Here is a 21,099-nt window from a genome sequence, read left to right on the forward strand (position 1 = left end):
AATGAAATTTGAAGGATCTTACGTAGCTTTAATTACGCCGTTTAAAAATAATGGAACGGAATTAGATGAAGATAAATTGAGAGAACTGGTAAATTATCACATTGAAAATGGAACAGCTGGAATTGTGCCTTGTGGAACAACTGGAGAAGCTCCAACACTAACATTTGCGGAACATGAAAAAGTGATAAAAATAGTTGTGGAAGAAGTGAAGGGAAGAATACAAGTAATTGCAGGAGCAGGTTCAAATAATACAGCAAGAGCAGTAGAATTGACAAAGTATGCAAAAGAGCTGGGAGCAGATGCGGCATTAAGTACTTGTCCATATTATAACAAACCTAGCCAAAGAGGACTTTACGAACATTATAAAACAATTGCAAAAGAGGCAAAATTTCCCGTAATGCTTTATAATGTGCCAGGAAGAACAGGAACAAACATTGAAGCGGAAACTATTGCAAAATTGGCTGAACTGCCTGAAATTGTGGCTGTAAAGGAAGCAACAGGAAGTTTGGAACAAATGATAAAAATCCAAGATTTATGTGGAGATAAAATTGAAATCTTGTCAGGAGAAGATCATCTAATCTTGCCAATGCTTTCGATTGGAGCAAAAGGAGTAGTTTCAGTAGTTGCTAATATAATGCCACAGGAAATGAGCGACTTGATTAGTTCATTCTTAAACAAAAATTTTGATAAGGCATTTGAACTTCATACGAAATTATACGATGTAAGCAGAAATATGTTTGTTGAAGGAAATCCTGTAACTGTAAAGGCAGCTATGAAAATACTTGGAAAATTGGATAATGATATAGTGCGATTGCCATTGGTTGCAGCTGAAGCGGATACCTACGGGAAATTAACTAAAGTATTTAAGGAAAAAGGGATTTTTTAATTTTTTATTTGCTGGAAAATTTTGAATTATGAAAAGAGCTGGAGTAAAATCCAGTTTTTTTTATTAATATTTGCTTTTTCTGCTAAACTTTAAAAAAAAGATAGACAAAGAAAAATTAAAGGAAATAGTCGCAAATATGACACATTAAATTGATAAAATTAATTTAACAAAAAAATAAATTGGAGGAAAGCAATGATAAAAAATATAGTAATAGGATTATTAGGAATTGCAAGTTTGTCTTTTGCAGGGAATATTAAAAATGTGGAAGCGATAACAGAAGTGTTTGGAGATGGAGAAAATTTATCGGCAGTTGTGCTAACATATGACAAAGAAATTGCAGGGAATTCAGTTTCTGTTTCAGATTATAAAGTAGAAGGCAGAGAAATTGAAAAAGCATATGTAAGTAAGCAGAATGAAAAAAATGGAGAAAAATCAAAAAATGGGAAATATGTAATTTTGGAATTGAAAAGACTACCGATGGTAGCTCAGGCAAGTGACCACTCTAAAGAAGAAATGGAAAAGAAAAAAGCAACAGGACAAAAAGGACCGACGTTGGGTGGGAAAGGTGATGCAAAACCTTTAAAAACAATTACAGCGGAAGTAACTCAAACAGGAAGTGTAAAAACTGTAAATGGAAAAGTTTACAATTCTGAGGAAAAACAAGTTTCAACAAAAACAAGACAATTAATAATAGAAGATTTCAAGCAATTTGTATTTACTGGAAAAGATGGGAAGACTTTGAAATATAATTTGTATATGCCTAAAAATTATGATCCATCTAAAAAATATCTGATGGTAGTATTTATGCATGATGCAGGAGCTGTATCTTCTGAAACTAAGTACACATTAAGTCAAGGAAATGGTGCTACAGTTTGGGCAAGTCCTGAATGGCAGAAAAACCATCCTAGTTTTGTGCTAGCACCGCAATATGAAGTAGTAACGGTAAATGATAATTATGAATATGGTCCTGAACTGGACAGAACGGTTGAATTGATAAACAGTCTAACTGAAAAATATTCAATAGATAAAGATAGAATTTATAATACAGGACAATCAATGGGCGGAATGTCTTCTATTTCATTGGATTCAAGATATCCTGATTTATTTGGCGGTTCGTATATTGTTGCGAGTAAATGGGATGTAAATGTAACAGAACCAATGAAAAATCAAAATATATGGTTTGTTGCGTCAGAAGGAGATCCTGGAGCTTATCCAAGTTTGACTGAAATATCAGATTATTTGGAAAAAAATGGTGCAAAAGTTCAAAGAATGACAGTTGATGCTGAACAAAATCAAGATGAAGTAAATAAAGAAGTTCAAAGTAAAATAGAAGAAGGATATAATATTTATTATACAGTTTACAAAAATGGGAATCACCGTTATACTTGGCAACATGCATATGATATGAAGCCTGCTATGGAATGGCTATTCAGACAGAAAAGAAATTCTTCAAAAGTGAAATAATGCTAAATCCATTTGAAAAATAGAAATTATATTTTACAGTTTCTGACAAGGAGTCTTAATTCCTTGTAGAAGATATATCAAATTTATTGTTTTAATAATAGGATAAAGTGAGAATACATTAGACCTGTTCGATAATTATACAAACTTAGAATTTAATAAAATAAATATCTTGAAGCAAGGGGTCTTGACCCTTTGAGTAACAGAAGGTACACCAATTATATTATTTTAATGGGAAATAGTATAACGCAAAAAGAAAAAAATTTAAAAAAATATCAAAATTTTTTTTGATTATCTGAAATTATGGGGTACAATATTGTTAATAGGGAAATATTTTTAAATAATTTAAATTTGTATTTGAGAGGAATGAATAGAGATGATACACACAACGAGAGAGCTGGAAGAGATACAGAAAAATTTTATTGAGATGGAAGTGAAAAGTTTTGCAAGGGAAGTTATCGAATTTATCGATGAAAGTCCAAGTACTTATCACGTTGTGAAAAACTGTTCGGATATTTTGGATGAAAATGGGTTTGAAAGAATTATGCCACGTGAAAAATGGGAAATTAAAAAGGGTGGAAAGTATTTTTTAAAAAAATCTAGTTCCACTATAATTGCCTTTACGGTTGGAGAGGATTTTGATGTGAAAAATGGATTTAAAATATTTGGGGCACATACAGATTCTCCTTGTTTTAGAATAAAGCCTAGTCCTGAAATAGTCACAGAAAATGTAGTGAGATTGAATACGGAAGTTTATGGAGGGCCTATTTTAAGCACTTGGTTTGATAGACCGCTTTCTATTGCTGGACGTGTTATTGTGAAGGGGGAAAATTCATTTTTTCCAAGAACTGTGAAAATTAAGATAGATGAGCCACTTTTGACAATACCAAATCTGGCAATTCATCAAAACAGGGAAGTAAATAATGGTGTAAAAATTGATAAGCAGAATGATGTTTTGCCTGTAATTTCACTTATTAACAAAAATTTTGAAAGGGAAGGTTATCTTGAAAGAGTTATTTTAGAGAAAACTGGAATAAAAAAGGAAGATATAATTGATTTTGACTTGTATTTGTATGCGACTGAAAAAGGATGTCTTTTGGGGGCAAATGAAGAATTTATGTCATCACCAAAAATTGATAATCTTGCTTCTGTTTATACAGGGCTGATTGGACTTTTGGAAGCCGAAGAAAATCAGGATAGAATTAATATTTTTGTGGCGTTTGATAATGAAGAAATAGGAAGTGCTACAAAGCAAGGGGCAGATTCTAATTATTTGTTAAATACGCTGGAAAGAATTTCGCTGGCTCTTGGGCTTAGCCGAGGGGATTTTTTGCAAATGCTGGAAAGTTCATATATTTTATCAGCTGATGCGGCACATGCGGCACATCCTGCACATTTAGGCAAAACAGATCCTACAAATCGTGGGAAAATAAACGAAGGGATTTCTATAAAAATAAGTGCAAAGCAAAAATATACTTCTGACGGATATTCGATTGCAGTAATTAAACAGCTTATTGAAGGCACTGAAATACAAATTCAGCCATTTGTAAATGAATCAAATGAACTTGGTGGAAGCACGATTGGTCCGATTTCATCGACGCATCTGGATATAGATGGAGTGGATCTGGGAGTTCCGATGCTTGCAATGCATTCGGTACGGGAATTATGTGGAATTTTTGATGTGTTTTATTTAAAGGAATTGGCAAAGGAATTTTTTTCAAAAGAGTAGGATATGTCATTTTTAAGGAGATAGTCAGAATCTGGCTGTCTTTTTTTGTATTCAGTTATTTAAAAATATCTAAATTTGTAATATTATGATATTTGTGATAAAATAAAAAATAAATGATTTAGAAAGGTAGTAGGTAAAATGAAAGTTTATTTGGAATTATTCTGGATTTTCTTTAAAATTGGCGCTTTCACTCTTGGTGGTGGATATGCTATGGTTCCGCTTATTCAAGATGAGATTGTGGCTAAGAAGAAGTGGATTGAAGAAGAGGAATTTATAAAGCTTTTGGCTCTTGCACAGTCTTCGCCAGGAGCGTTGGCAGTAAATATATCAGTTTTTGTGGGATATAAAATAAAAAAGATGTTAGGCGTGGCAGTTACAGTTATAGCTTCGACGTTACCGTCATTTATAGTAATTCTCCTTATAGCTTCATTGTTTAGCAATATACAGGATAATGTTTATGTGATAAAGGCTTTTAAAGCTATAAGACCAATGGTAGTTGCATTAATTGCAGCGAGTGTTTATACAATTGGAAAGTCAGCTAAAATTAACCGTAAGACATTGTGGATTGTGCTTTTAGTAGCGGTAATGGTTGCATTTTTGAAATTTCCGCCTATTGCGATGATTGTTTTAGGTGCTGTTTTAGGTAATGTTTGGATGATTTGGAGGAAAAATAAATGATGTTATTGATACTATTATTTTCTATATTTTTTAAGATAGGATTATTCAGTTTTGGTGGAGGATATGCGATTTTACCGCTTATTCAGGCTGATGTTGTAGATTTTCATAAATGGGTAAATGTACAGCAGTTTACAGATATTGTAGCAATTTCTCAAGTTACTCCAGGTCCAATTTCACTAAATTCGGCAACTTATGTTGGATATTTAGTTGGGAACAAAGCAGGAATTTGGCACGGAGTTCTGACTGGAACAGTTGCAACAATAGGGCTGATTCTTCCGTCAGTTATTGTAATGTCCTTTTTCAGTAAATTTTATTTAAAATTTCAAGATAATAAATATATAGACAATGCATTTGCTGGTTTAAAAATTGTTGTTGTTGGACTAATTTTGGCGGCTGCAATGCTATTGATCGATAAAAATAATTTCATTGACTGGAAAAGTGTTGTGATATTTGTTGTGTCAATGGCACTTGTGCTAAAGTGGAAGATGAGTCCAATATTGCTGACAGTAATTGCGGCTATTGTGGGAATTATAATTTATTAAAATTTTTTGTTAAAGTAAAAAAACAAGTTATTGAATTAAAAATTAAAAAGTTTAGCAAAGAAGTAATAATAGAAATAGAAAGAAGGAAATTATGAAAAAAATATATATTATTGCAATATTAATATTAATTCTGGTGTTTAGTTGCGGGAAAAAAAATAAAGGAACAAGGAATTCCAAAAATAATGTAACTGTGGAAAATAAAATGAATGATAAAATTAAGGAATTGACAGAAAAGGCTAAAAAGGGGGATGTGGAGGCGCAGGCGGAACTTGGGGAAATATATCTTCAGGGAGATGGAATTAAGGCAGATTATAAAAAATCTATGGAATGGAGTAAAAAAGCCGCTGAAAATAAGAATTATCGCGCAATGAGAAATATTGGAATTCTTTATTTGGAAGGCTTGGGGGTAAAAAAAGATTATAAAAAGGCATTTGCATCATTTTCAAGTTCTGTTGATGGCGGAGATGCCCAAGGGCCTAGATATTTGGGAATAATGTCTGAAAATGGGCTTGGAGTGAAAAAAAGCCTGGATGATGCAGAATTTTATTATGAAATTGGGGATAGCAGCGGAGATTTAGTTTCAAGTTATAAACTTGGAAAACTTTATGAAAAAGTTGGAGATTATGCAAAATCAATAGAGTTTTATAAAAAAGCCGAAGGCAGAATGGATAAGACTACGGCCCCAATGTATGAAGCGCTTGGAGATCTGTATGCAGATGGAAAAGGTGTAGAAAAAAGTACGAAGGAAGCTAAGGAATATTATGAAAAGGCTGTAAAATCTGGAAGTCAAGAGGCGACAAATAAATTGGCTAAATTGAAATAATGTTTGAAATTCCCATTTTGTCTGACTTTCTAATCTTAATTTTAAAAGAATTGAAAAAAATTTATGAATAATGTTATTTACTAAAATCATTATTTGTGATAAAATAAGTTAAGAAATTTAAATATATTTATGCAATTCTATAATTTTTATTTTAATTAAATCTAAATTCTATAGTTTTAAAAATTTAATTATTAATTTTATAATTTTAAATACTTCATAAATTATAACTACAATATTCATCCCAGAGATAACCTAAAATTATAAATTCTCCAAATTATAGATTTTTTATTAGATTTTAGATAATTTTTGAAATTTTTATAAAATTAAGAAAAAGAAAGGAGATGCTACATTAACAGACTATTTAATTAAGAAAAACTGGCATTTTAATTAAAAGTAGATATGGTAGCAATGGGAAATAATGTTAGAAACATTGATTTTTAGAGAGATAAGATACAACGAAAATAATGAACAGCTTCTTAAAGAAAATTTAGGAAAAATAAAAAATAATCCAGATGATGTGGAAGTATTAAAAACATTGGCTTCTATTTATCATGCACTAAGGGAAAATGACAAGGCAATTGAAATTTATGAAAAATTAACAAAGTTGCAGCCAAATGAAATTGAAATACGAGCTTTTTTGGGTTATTTGTACTATGAAAATGAAGAGCTTGACAAGGCTGAAGAAAACTTTAACAGGGCACTTGATGTAAGTACAAAGGATGAACCGTTTATTTTGTTCCTTTTGGGAAATATTTATTCAAGAAAGGGTAAAATATCGGAGGCGGTTGACTGTTATGACCTTGCGATATTCCTTGATTTTGATATGTATATTGCACATATTGACTTTGCTAGAAAGTATGAGCACATGGGGCGGCACAAAAAGGCTTTGGAAGAATATAAGGCGGCATTTAGAATTGATTCACGAGATGAAGGACTTATTGAAAAAATACATTATATAGAAGATAAATATGGAAATATAATCAAGGAAGAAAATAAAAAATTAAATCTTAAAGCTACAAATGCAGAAGTTATTTAGTATTAAATAAATAATTTAGATATGTTTGGCAATTTAATATTTTTATTTTTTACAAGAAATTTTCCCCCTTTTGTTATATAATGATTATTTAATTATATTTGCAGTCATCAAACAGGTCATTAGATAAAATAGTAAAAATTGAATATGTAGCCAGTAAAACATATAAAAATTAGTTTGGGAATTTAAGTGAATAAGAAATGAAATCTTTAGTATAAAAGTTGTCTTAAAATAAGGAGTGAAATTCTTATCTATGACAGCTTTTTATTATTTTTGCTTAAAATTGAAAATATAAAAATTTGACGAGGATTCTGGTTTATTATTTAAAAATAAAAAAAGTATAAGGAGAAGGAAAGTGGTAAATTTAGTATGTGAAGCGATACTTCCAGATTGTCCAATGAAGGATGTGGAGGAAATTGAAAAAAGTATAGTGACAACTTATAAAAAAAGTATCTGGTCAAAATTCTTGAAGGCAATCAGTGATTTTGATATGATCCAAGATGGGGATAAAATTGCGATTGGTGTTTCTGGAGGGAAGGACAGTTTACTTTTGGTAAAATTATTTCAGGAATTAAAAAAAGACAGGCGGAAAAATTTTGAATTTAAGGCAGTTAGTCTGAATCCGGGATTTAGAAATTCTGATTTAGATAATTTTAAAAATAATTTGGATAAGTTAAATATTGACTGTGATATTATTGATACAAATATTTGGGAAATTGCAAATGAAAAGGCTAAAGATTATCCGTGCTTTTTGTGCGCTAAAATGCGACGTGGAATTTTGTATACGCAAGTGGAAGAACTTGGATTTAATAAACTGACGCTTGGGCATCATTTTGATGACGTAATTGAAACGACTCTTATAAATATGCTTTATGCTGGGACAATGAAAACAATGACTCCAAAAGTTCCCTCAACTTCTGGAAAATTAGAATTGATTCGTCCGTTAATTTACGTAAAGGAAGCAGATATAATTGATTATACAAAAACAAACGGGATTCGTGCAATGAACTGCGGATGTACAATTGAAGCCGGAAAAACTTCAAGCAAACGTAGGGAAGTGAAAAATCTGCTGGCTGAACTTGAAGAAAAGAATCCAGGAGTAAAGCAAAGTGTGTTCAATTCAATGAGAAATATAAATTTGGATTATGTTTTTGGATATACAGGCGGTAATGTAAATAAAGATAAATAAATGTTAGAACAGTTATTAGCTGTTCTTAATTTTTATAAAATAAATATCTTGAAGCAAAGGTCTTACCTTTTGTAGAAGTAAAAAAAATTTAGGTTATCAAACGTATCTAATAGCAAATTTTAGAGAGATGTTAAATCTTAACGTTAAATAGAAGTTTAGAAATATTTAAAAATTTTAAAAATAAAAATTTTTTTGTATATACGAAAATAATAGGGTATAATAAAGTTGAAGTTATAAAAAAAATAGAAAATAAACAAATATTTAGGAGAGGTGCATTTATGAAAAAAGATTTTGAGCAAAAATGGTGGCATAAATCGGTGGTGTACCAGATTTATCCAAAGAGTTTTAAAGATACGACTGGGACCGGTCAAGGAGATATAAAAGGAATTACACAAAAATTAGATTATTTGAAGAAACTTGGAGTGGAAGTTTTATGGCTAACACCGATGTATAAATCGCCTCAAAATGATAACGGATACGATATTAGTGATTATTACAATATTGATGAGAGTTATGGGACAATGGAAGATTTTGAGGAAATGTTGAACGAAGCTCACAAAAGAGGATTGAAAATAGTGATGGATATTGTTATAAATCATTCTTCGACTGAAAATGAATGGTTTAAAAAATCTGAAGCTAGAGATCCAGAATTCGAAGATTTTTACATTTGGAAAGATCCAGTTGATGGAAAAGAACCTACAAATTGGGAATCAAAATTCGGTGGAAATGCTTGGCAATGGAGTGAAAAGAGAGGACAGTATTATTTACATCTATTCGATGTTACTCAAGCTGACTTGAATTGGGAAAATGAAAATGTTAGAAAAAAATTGTATGAAATGATTAGATATTGGTTAAATAAAGGAGTAGATGGATTCAGATTTGATGTAATTAACTTGATTTCAAAAGACCAAAGATTCTTGGATGATGATGGAACTGATACTAGATTTGTGCCTGATGGAAGAAGATATTACACAGATGGACCTAGAATTCATGAGTTCTTGAAAGAATTACATAAAGAGGCATTTGGAGAAAGTGATTTATTGACAGTTGGAGAAATGTCATCTACTGCCATTGAAAATTGTATAAAATACTCAAATCCTGATGAAAAAGAACTTACTATGACATTTTCATTCCATCATTTAAAAGTTGATTATCCAAATGGTGAAAAATGGGTAAAAGCACCGTTTGATTTTGTACAATTGAAGAAAATATTATCTAAATGGCAAATTGGGATGTATGAAGGGAACGGATGGAATGCAACTTTCTGGAATAATCACGATCAGCCAAGAGCATTGTCAAGATTTGGAAATGATAAGGAATACCACGATGAATCAGCAAAAATGTTAGCGACAGTTCTTCATGGATTACAAGGAACACCTTATGTTTATCAAGGTGAAGAGTTTGGAATGACAAATCCATATTTTGATAAAATTGAGAAATATCGTGATGTTGAATCGACTAACATTTATAAAATTTTGTTGGATAGAGGATGTTCTGAAGAAGAAGCTATTGAAATTTTAATGCAGAAATCAAGAGATAACTCAAGAACGCCTGTTCAATGGGATGACTCTAAAAATGCAGGATTTACGGAAGGAACACCTTGGATTTCAGTTCCAGAAAATTACAAAGAAATTAATGTGAAAAAAGCATTGGAAGATTCAAATTCTGTATTCTATCATTATCAAAATTTGATTAAATTGAGAAGAAATGAAGAATTGTTGATAACTGGAAGATATGAAGATTTTGATATTGAAAATGAAAAGGTTTATGCTTATAAGAGAGTTGGAGAAAATGCTGAATTAATAGTAATTTCTAATTTCTATGATGAAACTTGTGAGTTTGATGTTAAAGAATTGAATTTAGAAAATGCGTCAATTTTATTGTCAAATTACATTGAAGGGCCTAAAATTTCAAATGATAAAATTATTTTAAAACCTTATGAAAGTATTATTTTTAAAAAATAGTTAAATATTGAAAATATAAATTTACCGTTGAATAGGATTTTTAGCTTTAAAACTTATTTGGCGGTATTTTAAATAAAAAAAGCAGAAAAACAAAAAAGAAAGGAAACTGAGATGAAAACAGAAATTATATGCATTGGAACAGAATTGCTGGTTGGAGATATTGTAAATACAAATGCGCAATATATCTCAGCAAAGTTTACAAATATTGGGATTGATTTGTATTATCAAACTACTGTTGGAGATAATTACGGAAGGCTTAAGGAATGTTTGGAAAATGCTTTTAAAAGGGTTAATCTGGTAATTACTACTGGAGGGCTTGGACCTACGGTTGATGATATTACGAAGGAAGTTGTGGCTGATTATTTTGGAGAAGAGCTGGAAGTTATTGAGAGATATTATGATTTGATTGTGAAAAGATATAATGAGAGAGGTTTTGGAGAAGTGGCTTCTGGCGGAAGAAAGGAGGCTTCAATTTTAAAAAATTCAAAATTATTAGAAAATGAAGTTGGGCTTGCACCTGGATTTTTTTATGAAAAGGATAATAAAAAAATAATAGTTTTGCCAGGACCTCCAAGAGAAATGACATGGATGGTTGACAATCAAGTTTTGCCACTTTTGAAGCAATATTCAAATGATGTTTTATTAATGAAGACTCTTGAAATAAAGGGAGTCCCAGAAGGAAGAATTGATGACAGGTTAAAGGATTATTTTGAAATGTCGAATCCGACTGTTGCTCCTTATGCGAAGGAAGGGTGTGTTCAAGTTAGAATCGCAATGAAGGGGGATCGTGGAAGTTTAGACTATTTGACTGCCGAAATTGATAAAATTGCAGATGAAATTAAGGAAATTTATCCGCAGGCGATGGAAATTAAGGAAGATTGATGAAGGGAAATTATTTTTTGCTTGCTTAATCATGGATGCTCGTTAAAAAAATTCTAACTGTTAAAGTGGAGAGAGGGGATAAATTTTTATTTTGAATATTTTAAATTTACTCTATCTTGACAAAAATGTATTTATATGATATAAATAAATTGTCTAATAGAGATGCCCCATCTCTGTGTTTAGACTTCTTTCATACAAAAAGACGAGCACACGGCTCGTTTTTATTTTATGGTTTAGATAAATGAAAAAATGAAAAATATTGTTGAAATGTTATTACTGGGATAAAATTTAGGAGAATGAGATTATAAGATGAAAAGAGAAATAGCAATAATTGGTGGCGGCGCTTCGGGATTTTTAACAGCGATTACTGCCAAGAAGAATGGAAAAGATGTTGTCATTTTGGAAAGAAAGGACAGGGTTTTAAAAAAAGTTTTGACTACTGGGAATGGTCGGTGCAATTTGACAAATGTGAATGCTTCTAATCAAAATTATTTTGGGATCGAGAAAATGAAGCAGCCGATTGAGGAAATTTTAGGAAGTTTTACTTCGCAGGATGCAATGAGATTTTTTGAAGATGAAGTTGGAATTATTTGCAACGAGGAGAATCGAGGAAAGGTTTATCCGCTTAGCGGACAGGCAACTTCGATTGTGGATGGGCTTAGATTTTATGCACAAAGCCTTGGGATAGAGATAATTACAGATTTTTATGTTGTGAAAATTGAAAAGGAAATGTTTGATTTTAAGATAATTTCAGAAGATAAAAGGCAAATTACTGCAAAAAAGATTGTACTTGCCACTGGCGGTAAATCTTATCCTGAGCTGGGATCTAATGGAAGTGGGTATGAACTGGCGAAAAAGTTTGGGCATACTGTTACAAAATTAACGCCTGTTATTGTGCAGTTGAAGGCGGAAAAGGAGAAAATAAGGGGATTGAAGGGGATTAAGTCGGATGTGGAAGTTACGGCTTTTGGAGAAAATGAAGATGGAGAGAAAATAAAAATATGTACTTATGATGGAGAACTGCTGTTTACAGATTTTGGGATTTCTGGAAATGTTGTTTTTAATATTTCCTATGTTTTTCCAATTTATAAAAATGTAGAATTTGAAATTGATTTTATGCCTAAGTTTACATATAATGAAATATTTGAAATATTGAAAAAACGTAGAAAAATATTGAAGAATTTTACAATGGAGCAGTTTTTTAATGGAGCTGTTAATAAGAAATTGGGGCAGTTTTTGACAAAATCGGCTGGAATAGAGAAATTGTCGAAAAGCATAAATGATTTGACAGATAATGAAATTCGTAAAATTTGTACGGCTTTGAAAAAATATAAAATAAAAATTATTGATACAAATGGCTTTAAGGCGGCTCAAGTTACTGCTGGCGGAATTCCGTTAAGTGAAGTAAATTTAGAAAAGTTAGAGTCTAAAAAAGTTAAAAATCTTTACTTTGCTGGGGAAATACTGGATGTTTATGGTGAATGTGGAGGATTTAACTTGCAGTGGGCTTGGACATCTGGATATTTTTTAGGGAAAAATATTTAACCAAATATTCTTTTTTACAAAATTTTTATTTAACAGGAGATATAAAGGAGAAAAAATGATTAGAATAAATAATATAAAAATGCCTGTGAAACATACCGAGAATGATTTAAAAAAAACAGTCTATAAACTTTACAGAATTAATGAAAAAGAAGTAAAGTCCTTTGAAATTGCAGGACAGGCAATTGATGCGAGAAAAAAGGATAATGTTGTATTTGTTTATGCAGTGGATATTTCCTTTAAATTTGATGAAGAGAAGGAAAAGAAAAGATTTGAAAATGTAAAGAATGTTAGAAAAATTGAGAAAAAGCCTTATTTTACAGAGAAAATTGAGAATTTTACAGAAAATGAAAGTGTAAAGCGTCCTGTTGTCGTTGGAAGCGGGCCTGCGGGAATTTTTGCTGGGCTTGTGCTTGCTGAAGCGGGATTAAAGCCAATTATTATTGAGCAGGGGAAAAGTGTGGATGAACGGGAAAAGGATGTCTATAATTTTTTTAAAACCGGGAAATTAGATAAGTATTCAAATGTGCAGTTTGGGGAAGGCGGTGCTGGAACGTTTTCAGATGGAAAATTGAATACGAATACAAATAATTTTAGGATTCAAAAGGTTTATGATGAATTAATTCTTGCTGGAGCTGATCCAAAAATTAACTATATGTCAAAGCCGCATATTGGAACTGATAAATTAATTGAAATAATGCGTAAAATCAGACATAAGATTGAGAGTCTTGGTGGAGAATATAGATTTAGTACAAAATTAATAAAAGTAAATTATGAAAAATCTGATTCAGAAAAGAAAAAAATAAAAAGTATCTTAGTTGAGAATGTTGAAAGTTCCGATGAAAATAAAACTTATGAAATTCCAGCTAATATTGTAGTTCTTGCAATTGGGCACAGTGCGAGAGATACTTTCTTTATGTTAAATGAAGAAAATGTTGCGATGGAACGAAAAATTTTTTCAGTTGGAGTTAGGATTGAGCATCTTCAAAGTATGATAAACCATTCTCAATATGGAAAATTTGCCAATAAATTGCCGGCTGCAGAATATAAATTGAATGTTAAGACAAGCAATGGGCGGGGAGTTTATACGTTTTGCATGTGTCCAGGCGGAGTTGTTGTGCCGTCTTCAAGCGAGGAAGGCCGTCTTGTTGTAAATGGGATGAGTTATTCTCAAAGGGATTTGGAAAATGCAAATTCGGCGATTTTAGTAAATGTATTTCCTGAAGATTTTCCTGGAGAAAGCGTTCTGGCTGGAGTGGAATTTCAAAGAAGATTGGAGGAAAAGGCTTTTGAACTTGGCGGAAAGAATTATAAGGCTCCAGTCCAGCTGTTTGGGGATTTTGTAAATAATAAAATTTCGACAGAATTAGGAAAAGTAAAACCAAGTTATTTGGCAGGCTATAAATTTGCAAATTTAAATGAAATTTTTCCGCAATACATAAATGATTCTCTAAAAGAGGGAATTAATTTGATGGATAGAAAAATAAAGGGATTTGCCAGTTATGATGCAGTTTTATCAGGAGTGGAAAGCCGCAGTTCATCTCCAGTGAAAATTCCTAGAAATGAAAAATTTTTCTCGAATATTGAAGGTCTTATGCCTTGTGGAGAAGGTGCAGGATATGCTGGCGGGATTATGTCGGCGGCGGTTGATGGGATAAAATGCGCAGAGTATGTGATTGGGTATTATCAAATGATTTGTAAAGCGAAGGGGTAATTATGAAACATAAGAAAGATAAAATAGCAAAAACAAATGCTTTAAGACAGCTGGATAAACAAAAAATTCCATACATTATTCATACTTATGAATGGAGTGAAGATAAAAGCGGAGGGCTTGGAGTTGCTGAAAAATTTCCTGAACTTGCAGAGAGAGTCTTTAAGACAATTGTGTTGAAGGGGAAAAGTAAAAATTTGTATGTCTGTGTTATTCATGGAGCAGCTCATTTGGATTTGAAAAAGGTGGCGAAGGCTTGCGGGGAAAAAAATATTGATTTGCTGCCGCTTTCAGAGCTTGAGAAGGAAACAGGATATATTCGTGGAGGATGTTCTCCTGTAGGAATGAAAAAGCTGTATAGAACTTTTTTTGATAAGGAAGTGGAGAAATTTGAAAAAATAATGGTTTCAGCTGGCAGAAGAGGATTGCAGATGGAAGTGGAAACTGAAAAATTAGTTGGAATTGTGAATGGTACAATTGTTGATTTGTTAATGGAAGAGATTAAATAGAATTTTTATTTAAATGGTACAAATAAATAAAATCTAGTTTTTATTTTTTAAAAGAAAGTTTACCTTTTACAAGTAAAAAATAAATAATAAAACCTGCTTTAGAATTTTTTTTAATAAAAGCAGGCTTTTTATTTTTGATATATCTAAATGTTTAGAAAAATGTTACTAGCAAATAGTTCCACCAGTTTCTTTAATATCTTTATCATTTTTTACAATAGCTTCAATTGCGGCAATTAAACCTTTTACAATAGTATTTAATTCCATTGATGGTGTATTTTTTTTATTAATAACTTGTTCTGGTAAAAATGGAATATGAATAAATCCAGATTTTTTGTTTTTGTATTTTTTATTTATTAAATAAAGTGTACCGTAAAGAACGTGATTACAGATGAAAGTTCCTGCAGTGTATGAAACTGAAGCTGGAATTTTATTTTTTTGTATGTTTTTTACCATAGCTTTTACAGGAAGATCTACAAAATATGCATTTTCTCCATCTGGAAAAATTGGCTCATCAATAGTTTGGTTTCCTTCGTTGTCAGGTATTCGGAAATCATCAAGATTTATTCCAACACGTTCAACGGAAATATCAAATCTTCCGCCTGCTTGTCCGATTGACAAGATAACATCTGGATTATGCTCTTCAATAGCTTTTTCAATTTTTTTAATAGATTTTCCTTTTACTGTCGGAATTTCCAATTTGATAATTTGTGCTCCTGCAATATTATCAGGCAATTTTTTAACTGATTCGATGGCAGGATTTATGGGCTCACCTCCAAAAGGGTCAAAGCCAGTAACTAATATTTTCATAGTATTTTTTGTATGATTTTATAAAAATAGATTTAATTTATAATTTCATACTCTCCTTTCTAGATTTTTTTTAATTTACTTGTTTGTAAAAATTTAGAAATATAGTATTTTCAGTTTTATTTTACTCCAAATAACAGCAGCATAAGTATAATATGTGTTACAAGCAGTAATAAAGCCATTGGAGCTTGGACTTTTATAATTCCATATTTATCTTTTATTTCCAGAATTGAAGCAGGGACAATATTAAAGTTTGCTGCCATTGGAGTCATAAGAGTTCCGCAATAGCCGGCGGTCATTCCCAAAGCACCAATAACAGCTGGATTTCCACCGTTTTTGATAATAAATGGGATTCCAATTCCTGCAGTTATTACTGAAAATGCAGCAAAGGCATTCCCCATAATCATAGTGAATATAACCATTCCAATAGCATAAATAACGATTCCTATAAAGATATTTCCAGTTGGGACAACCGATGAAATGCTGGCAGCTATTACTTTTCCAACTCCAGCTTTAGTAAATACAGCACCTAATGCAGCAAGAAGCTGTGGCAAAATGGCAGTTGCACCAATTTGCATAAGGAGTTTTGAAGTATCTTCGTTTGTTTCGCTGAATTTTGGTTTTATGATAATTGCAGCTGCCAGAAGGGCGACAAGCGAACCTCCACCGATACCTAATGCAGGTGGTATAGCAGTTTTTCCAATTTTAAATTGAAGTATCAGAAAAGCGGCAATTCCAATTAATACAGCTGGGATGAAAATTTTATTTTTTAATTTTTCACTTTGTGCGATTTTGAATTGTGAAGAAATATTTTCAAATTTTCCAATATGTAATTGTTTTGTTACAGTAATTATGGCAAGAATTACAAGAAGTCCGCCAGTAACCTTATATGGAATAGCTTCTCCAAAAATAAATATTATCCCAAGAATAGTCCAAAACAAAAATGTTCCTATTTTTGCCTTTTCATTTTTCAATCCTCTAATTCCAGTACTTATACTGACAAGTCCGCAAAGAATATAAATAATTTGTGTCAAAAGTTTTAAAAGAGCTTTTATTTCCATTATTTTTTACCTCCTTTGCTCAAAATTATTTTTTTATCATAAATATATACTTGAATAAAAGTAAAAATTATTGCAATTATCCCAATTGGTATTGAAGATAGCGCCAATTGCTTCAAAGATACAGCATATCCATTTTCCTTCAGTGTAGTCTGAATCAAAAGAAGTCCCGATGCACCGACAAATATGTTTTGTGAAAAGAAATTTCCATAATTTTCAATTGCGGCACTTAAACTTTTTAACTCTTCAGTTTGCTTTTCTGTTAAATCCTTATTTTTATGAGTTTTTGCAGCAGCTTCAGACATTGGGTAAATAAGAGGACGTATAAACTGAATGTGTCCACCAATTCTAATTGACAATGCACTCGCAATCGAACGGATTACCATATAAAGTCCTAAGATTCTACCAGCAGTTGCATTTTTTAATTTTTCAATTAAAGCTGCACTTCTTTCTCTAAGTCCATATCTTTCAAGGACTGCAATAACTGGCAAGCTAATCAAAAAAATTGACATAAGCCTATTATCCACAAAAGCCTTTCCAATAATTCCAAGAATTTCAAAAAAATTCATTTTTGCAGCAATTCCAGTAGCTATACCAGCAGTAAGTACCACAGCCAGCACATCTAGCTTCAAAGAAAATCCCACTACAATAATAACAATACCAATAAGTATCCATAAATTCATAAGTATTCCTCCTAATAAAGTTTATTATTTTTTTTAATTATCATATAATCCTAATATGATTTTACCTTGAAATAGTGAAAATGCAATAGTTTTAGAGAAAAAATAGATCTTTAATTTTATATTGCCTTTTTAAGTTTTGAAAAATAAAATTTTTTAAATAAAAATTTCTGAAACTGCAAATAAAACAGCTTTTCCACTCAATGAAACTCGATTTTTTTCTTTATCTAATTTGCAATAAAGAATTCCTGTCCGTTTGGAAGCTTGAAATGCGACAATTTCATTTTTTCCCAATTTATCTGACCAAAGTGGTACAAGATGACAATGTCCAGAGCCACAAACAGGATCTTCGGCAACATCCAATTTTGGTGCAAAGGAACGAGAAATACAATCAAATTCTGAGTTTTCATCAGCTTTAGCCGTAATGTGTAAAAGAAGTCCATCAAGCAATTTAATTTTTTCCAAATTTGGTTCAAACTTTTCCACAAGTTCCGAATTTTCCAAAACACAGGTTCTCGCTGTTTTTACTACATTTTCAAAAAGTTGACTTGGTAAAATAAAAAATCCTTTATCTTCCACGGTACCAGCTCTAAAATCTTCTTTGGCTTCTTCATCAGAAATATCCGCATAATTAAATTTCAAATCTCCAGCTTCATGTTCTGCTTTATTGAAAAATTCTGTCATATTTTCTGAAATAAATCTATAAAATAATATTCCCAAAATATATTGCTTAAAATCCCAACCATCCACCGCTCCACGCACATTATCTGCAATTGCCCAAATTTTACGATGCAATTCTGCTCTTTGTACCGTTTCATTTGATTCTTTTGTATTTGCCACTTCTTTCTCCTTATATCTATTCATAATTTATTTTTTGTTAATATTATACCATAGTTTCACATAAAATTTATTTTCAGTACAAAACTTTTTTTAAATATTGATTTTTTTCCCCATTTTACTATGCAATCCTTTAAAATATTTAAAACTAATTTTATTGTCTATTTTTCAAAACTTAAAAAGCAGTATAAAATTAGAAATCTATTTTTTCTCTAAAACTATTGCATTTTCACTATTTCAAGGTAAAATCATATTAGGATTATATGATAATTTTAAAAAAATAATAAACTTTATTAGGAGGAATACTTATGAATTTATGGATACTTATTGGTATTGTTATTATTGTAGTGGGATTTTCTTTGAAGCTAGATGTGCTGGCTGTGGTACTTACTGCTGGTATAGCTACTGGAATTGCTGCAAAAATGAATTTTTTTGAAATTCTTGGAATTATTGGAAAGGCTTTTGTGGATAATAGGCTTATGTCAATTTTTTTGATTAGCTTGCCAGTTATTGCAGTCCTTGAAAGATATGGACTTAGAGAAAGAAGTGCAGCTTTAATTGAAAAATTAAAAAATGCAACTGCTGGTAGAATCTTAGGACTTTATATGGTAATCCGTTCGATTGCGAGTGCATTGTCAATTAGAATTGGTGGACACATTCAGTTTATACGTCCTCTTATTTACCCAATGTCTGAAGCTGCTGCAAAAACTCATAAAAATAAGGATTTAACAGAAAAGCAAACTGAAGAGTTAAAAAGTTTAAGTGCCGCAATTGAAAATTATGGAAATTTCTTTTCACAAAACATATTTGTCGGTGCATCGGGACTTCTTTTGATTCAGACTACACTGAAGGAAAATGGATATGCTGTATCTTTGAAGCAATTGGCGCTATCTTCAATACCAATTGGGATAATTGCAATAATTTTTACTTTTATTCAAGTATATATTTATGATAAAAAAATAATTTTGAGCAAAGGAGGTAAAAAATAATGGAAATAAAAGCTCTTTTAAAACTTTTGACACAAATTATTTATATTCTTTGCGGACTTGTCAGTATAAGTACTGGAATTAGAGGATTGAAAAATGAAAAGGCAAAAATAGGAACATTTTTGTTTTGGACTATTCTTGGGATAATATTTATTTTTGGAGAAGCTATTCCATATAAGGTTACTGGCGGACTTCTTGTAATTCTTGCCATAATTACTGTAACAAAACAATTACATATTGGAAAATTTGAAAATATTTCTTCACAATTCAAAATCGCACAAAGTGAAAAATTAAAAAATAAAATTTTCATCCCAGCTGTATTAATTGGAATTGCCGCTTTTCTGATACTTCAATTTAAAATTGGAAAAACTGCTATACCACCTGCATTAGGTATCGGTGGAGGTTCGCTTGTCGCCCTTCTGGCAGCTGCAATTATCATAAAACCAAAATTCAGCGAAACAAACGAAGATACTTCAAAACTCCTTATGCAAATTGGTGCAACTGCCATTTTGCCACAGCTTCTTGCTGCATTAGGTGCTGTATTTACTAAAGCTGGAGTTGGAAAAGTAATAGCTGCCAGCATTTCATCTGTTGTTCCAACTGGAAATATCTTTATAGGAATCGTTATTTATGCTATTGGAATGGTTATATTCACTATGATTATGGGAAATGCCTTTGCTGCATTTTCAGTAATAACTGCAGGAATTGGAATCCCATTTATTATCAAAAACGGTGGAAATCCAGCTGTTATTGGTGCTTTGGGAATGACCGCTGGCTATTGCGGAACTCTTATGACTCCAATGGCAGCAAACTTTAATATTGTCCCTGCTTCAATTCTGGAAATAAAAGATAAATATGGAATTATAAAAGTCCAAGCTCCAATGGCTTTATTACTGCTTGTAACACATATTATACTTATGCTGCTGTTATTTGGAGTAAAATAAAACTGAAAATACTATGTTTATTGAGATTTCTAAATTTTTACAAACAAGTAAATTAAAAAAAAATCTAGAAAGGAGAGTATGAAATTATAAATTAAATCTATTTTTATAAAATCATATAAAAAATACTATGAAAATATTAGTTACTGGCTTTGACCCTTTTGGAGGTGAGCCCATAAATCCTGCCATCGAATCAGTTAAAAAATTGCCTGATAATATTGCAGGAGCACAAATTATCAAATTGGAAATTCCGACAGTAAAAGGAAAATCTATTAAAAAAATTGAAAAAGCTATTGAAGAGCACAATCCAGATGTCATCTTGTCAATTGGACAAGCAGGCGGAAGATTTGATATTTCCGTTGAACGTGTTGGAATAAATCTTGATGATTTCCGAATACCTGACAACGAAGGAAACCAAACTATTGATGAGCCAATTTTTCCAGATGGAGAAAATGCATATTTTGTAGATCTTCCTGTAAAAGCTATGGTAAAAAACATACAAAAAAATAAAATTCCAGCTTCAGTTTCATACACTGCAGGAACTTTCATCTGTAATCACGTTCTTTACGGTACACTTTATTTAATAAATAAAAAATACAAAAACAAAAAATCTGGATTTATTCATATTCCATTTTTACCAGAACAAGTTATTAATAAAAAAAATACACCATCAATGGAATTAAATGCTATTGTAAAAGGTTTAATTGCCGCAATTGAAGCTATCGTAAAAAATGATAAAGATATTAAAGAAACTGGTGGAACTATTTGTTAGCAACATTCTTCTAAACATTTAGATATATCAAAAATAAAAAGCCTGCTTTTATTAAAAAAAATTCTAAAGCAG

20 protein-coding genes are annotated in these 21,099 nt (G+C 31.3%); 16 read left to right on the forward strand and 4 right to left on the reverse strand.

The annotated features are described in order from the left end of the window. The first annotated feature begins 1 nt into the window (after position 1). From dapA to ybaK, 13 genes are all read left to right on the forward strand, one after another. The gene (gene dapA / locus HW276_RS04995; RefSeq protein ID WP_178937651.1) at positions 2–886 is read left to right on the forward strand and encodes a 4-hydroxy-tetrahydrodipicolinate synthase; all 885 of its coding nucleotides are present in this window, start codon (positions 2–4) and stop codon (positions 884–886) included. A gap of 192 nt (positions 887–1,078) precedes the next feature. Continuing rightward, positions 1,079–2,350, forward strand: coding sequence for a hypothetical protein (locus HW276_RS05000; protein WP_178937652.1), 1,272 nt, complete (start codon positions 1,079–1,081; stop codon positions 2,348–2,350). 373 nt (positions 2,351–2,723) lie between these two features. After that, on the forward strand, positions 2,724–4,076 hold the full coding sequence (locus tag HW276_RS05005) for a M18 family aminopeptidase (protein WP_147003449.1): 1,353 nt from the start codon (positions 2,724–2,726) through the stop codon (positions 4,074–4,076). A gap of 138 nt (positions 4,077–4,214) precedes the next feature. Then, the gene (locus HW276_RS05010; RefSeq protein ID WP_178937653.1) at positions 4,215–4,754 is read left to right on the forward strand and encodes a chromate transporter; all 540 of its coding nucleotides are present in this window, start codon (positions 4,215–4,217) and stop codon (positions 4,752–4,754) included. Beyond that, positions 4,754–5,296 (forward strand): chromate transporter, encoded by a 543-nt coding sequence (locus HW276_RS05015; protein ID WP_178938525.1) that lies wholly within the window; start codon positions 4,754–4,756, stop codon positions 5,294–5,296. The genes HW276_RS05010 and HW276_RS05015 overlap by 1 nt, the downstream gene beginning before the upstream one ends. Before the next feature lie 91 nt (positions 5,297–5,387). Then, entirely contained in the window at positions 5,388–6,119 is a 732-nt protein-coding gene (locus HW276_RS05020) for a tetratricopeptide repeat protein (RefSeq protein ID WP_147003451.1), read from the forward strand. A gap of 418 nt (positions 6,120–6,537) precedes the next feature. Then, complete coding sequence (locus HW276_RS05025) at positions 6,538–7,155, forward strand: lipopolysaccharide assembly protein LapB (protein WP_178937654.1); 618 nt, start codon at positions 6,538–6,540, stop codon at positions 7,153–7,155. Positions 7,156–7,507: 352 nt separating this feature from the next. Beyond that, on the forward strand, positions 7,508–8,341 hold the full coding sequence (locus tag HW276_RS05030) for an ATP-binding protein (RefSeq protein WP_147003453.1): 834 nt from the start codon (positions 7,508–7,510) through the stop codon (positions 8,339–8,341). Between the two features lie 278 nt (positions 8,342–8,619). Then, positions 8,620–10,305, forward strand: a complete 1,686-nt coding sequence (treC, locus tag HW276_RS05035) for an alpha,alpha-phosphotrehalase (RefSeq protein ID WP_178937655.1) — start codon at positions 8,620–8,622, stop codon at positions 10,303–10,305. Positions 10,306–10,416: 111 nt separating this feature from the next. Continuing rightward, a complete protein-coding gene (locus HW276_RS05040) occupies positions 10,417–11,187 on the forward strand; it encodes a molybdopterin-binding protein (protein WP_178937656.1) in 771 nt (256 codons plus the stop codon). A gap of 309 nt (positions 11,188–11,496) precedes the next feature. Further along, positions 11,497–12,732, forward strand: a complete 1,236-nt coding sequence (locus HW276_RS05045; protein ID WP_178937657.1) for an NAD(P)/FAD-dependent oxidoreductase — start codon at positions 11,497–11,499, stop codon at positions 12,730–12,732. 55 nt (positions 12,733–12,787) lie between these two features. After that, complete coding sequence (locus tag HW276_RS05050; RefSeq protein WP_178937658.1) at positions 12,788–14,443, forward strand: NAD(P)/FAD-dependent oxidoreductase; 1,656 nt, start codon at positions 12,788–12,790, stop codon at positions 14,441–14,443. A 2-nt stretch (positions 14,444–14,445) separates the two neighbouring features. Continuing rightward, positions 14,446–14,949 (forward strand): Cys-tRNA(Pro) deacylase, encoded by a 504-nt coding sequence (gene ybaK / locus HW276_RS05055; protein WP_021745672.1) that lies wholly within the window; start codon positions 14,446–14,448, stop codon positions 14,947–14,949. A 165-nt stretch (positions 14,950–15,114) separates the two neighbouring features. Here ybaK and pcp (HW276_RS05060) read toward each other — a convergent pair whose 3' ends face one another. From pcp (HW276_RS05060) to HW276_RS11750, 4 genes are all read right to left on the reverse strand, one after another. Beyond that, a complete protein-coding gene (gene pcp, locus HW276_RS05060) occupies positions 15,115–15,756 on the reverse strand; it encodes a pyroglutamyl-peptidase I (protein WP_146961140.1) in 642 nt (213 codons plus the stop codon). Between the two features lie 116 nt (positions 15,757–15,872). After that, positions 15,873–16,814, reverse strand: coding sequence for a DUF979 domain-containing protein (locus HW276_RS05065; RefSeq protein WP_178937659.1), 942 nt, complete (start codon positions 16,812–16,814; stop codon positions 15,873–15,875). After that, positions 16,814–17,494, reverse strand: a complete 681-nt coding sequence (locus tag HW276_RS05070) for a DUF969 domain-containing protein (protein WP_147003461.1) — start codon at positions 17,492–17,494, stop codon at positions 16,814–16,816. The genes HW276_RS05065 and HW276_RS05070 overlap by 1 nt, the downstream gene beginning before the upstream one ends. 153 nt (positions 17,495–17,647) lie before the next feature. Then, entirely contained in the window at positions 17,648–18,331 is a 684-nt protein-coding gene (locus tag HW276_RS11750; RefSeq protein ID WP_370464627.1) for a PhzF family phenazine biosynthesis protein, read from the reverse strand. Positions 18,332–18,636: 305 nt separating this feature from the next. On the opposite strand from HW276_RS11750, the gene HW276_RS05085 reads away from it, so the two are divergent. The 3 genes from HW276_RS05085 (at position 18,637) to pcp (HW276_RS05095) (ending at position 21,027) form a co-directional block, all read left to right on the forward strand. Continuing rightward, the gene (locus tag HW276_RS05085; RefSeq protein ID WP_147003461.1) at positions 18,637–19,317 is read left to right on the forward strand and encodes a DUF969 domain-containing protein; all 681 of its coding nucleotides are present in this window, start codon (positions 18,637–18,639) and stop codon (positions 19,315–19,317) included. After that, the gene (locus HW276_RS05090) at positions 19,317–20,258 is read left to right on the forward strand and encodes a DUF979 domain-containing protein (RefSeq protein ID WP_178937659.1); all 942 of its coding nucleotides are present in this window, start codon (positions 19,317–19,319) and stop codon (positions 20,256–20,258) included. Before HW276_RS05085 ends, HW276_RS05090 begins: the two co-directional genes overlap by 1 nt. 127 nt (positions 20,259–20,385) lie before the next feature. Continuing rightward, a complete protein-coding gene (gene pcp, locus HW276_RS05095; RefSeq protein WP_178937660.1) occupies positions 20,386–21,027 on the forward strand; it encodes a pyroglutamyl-peptidase I in 642 nt (213 codons plus the stop codon). Positions 21,028–21,099: the final 72 nt, after the last annotated feature.

It is taken from the genome of Leptotrichia sp. oral taxon 417 (assembly GCF_013394865.1).
GTDB classification, from domain to species: Bacteria; Fusobacteriota; Fusobacteriia; order Fusobacteriales; family Leptotrichiaceae; genus Leptotrichia; species Leptotrichia wadei_A.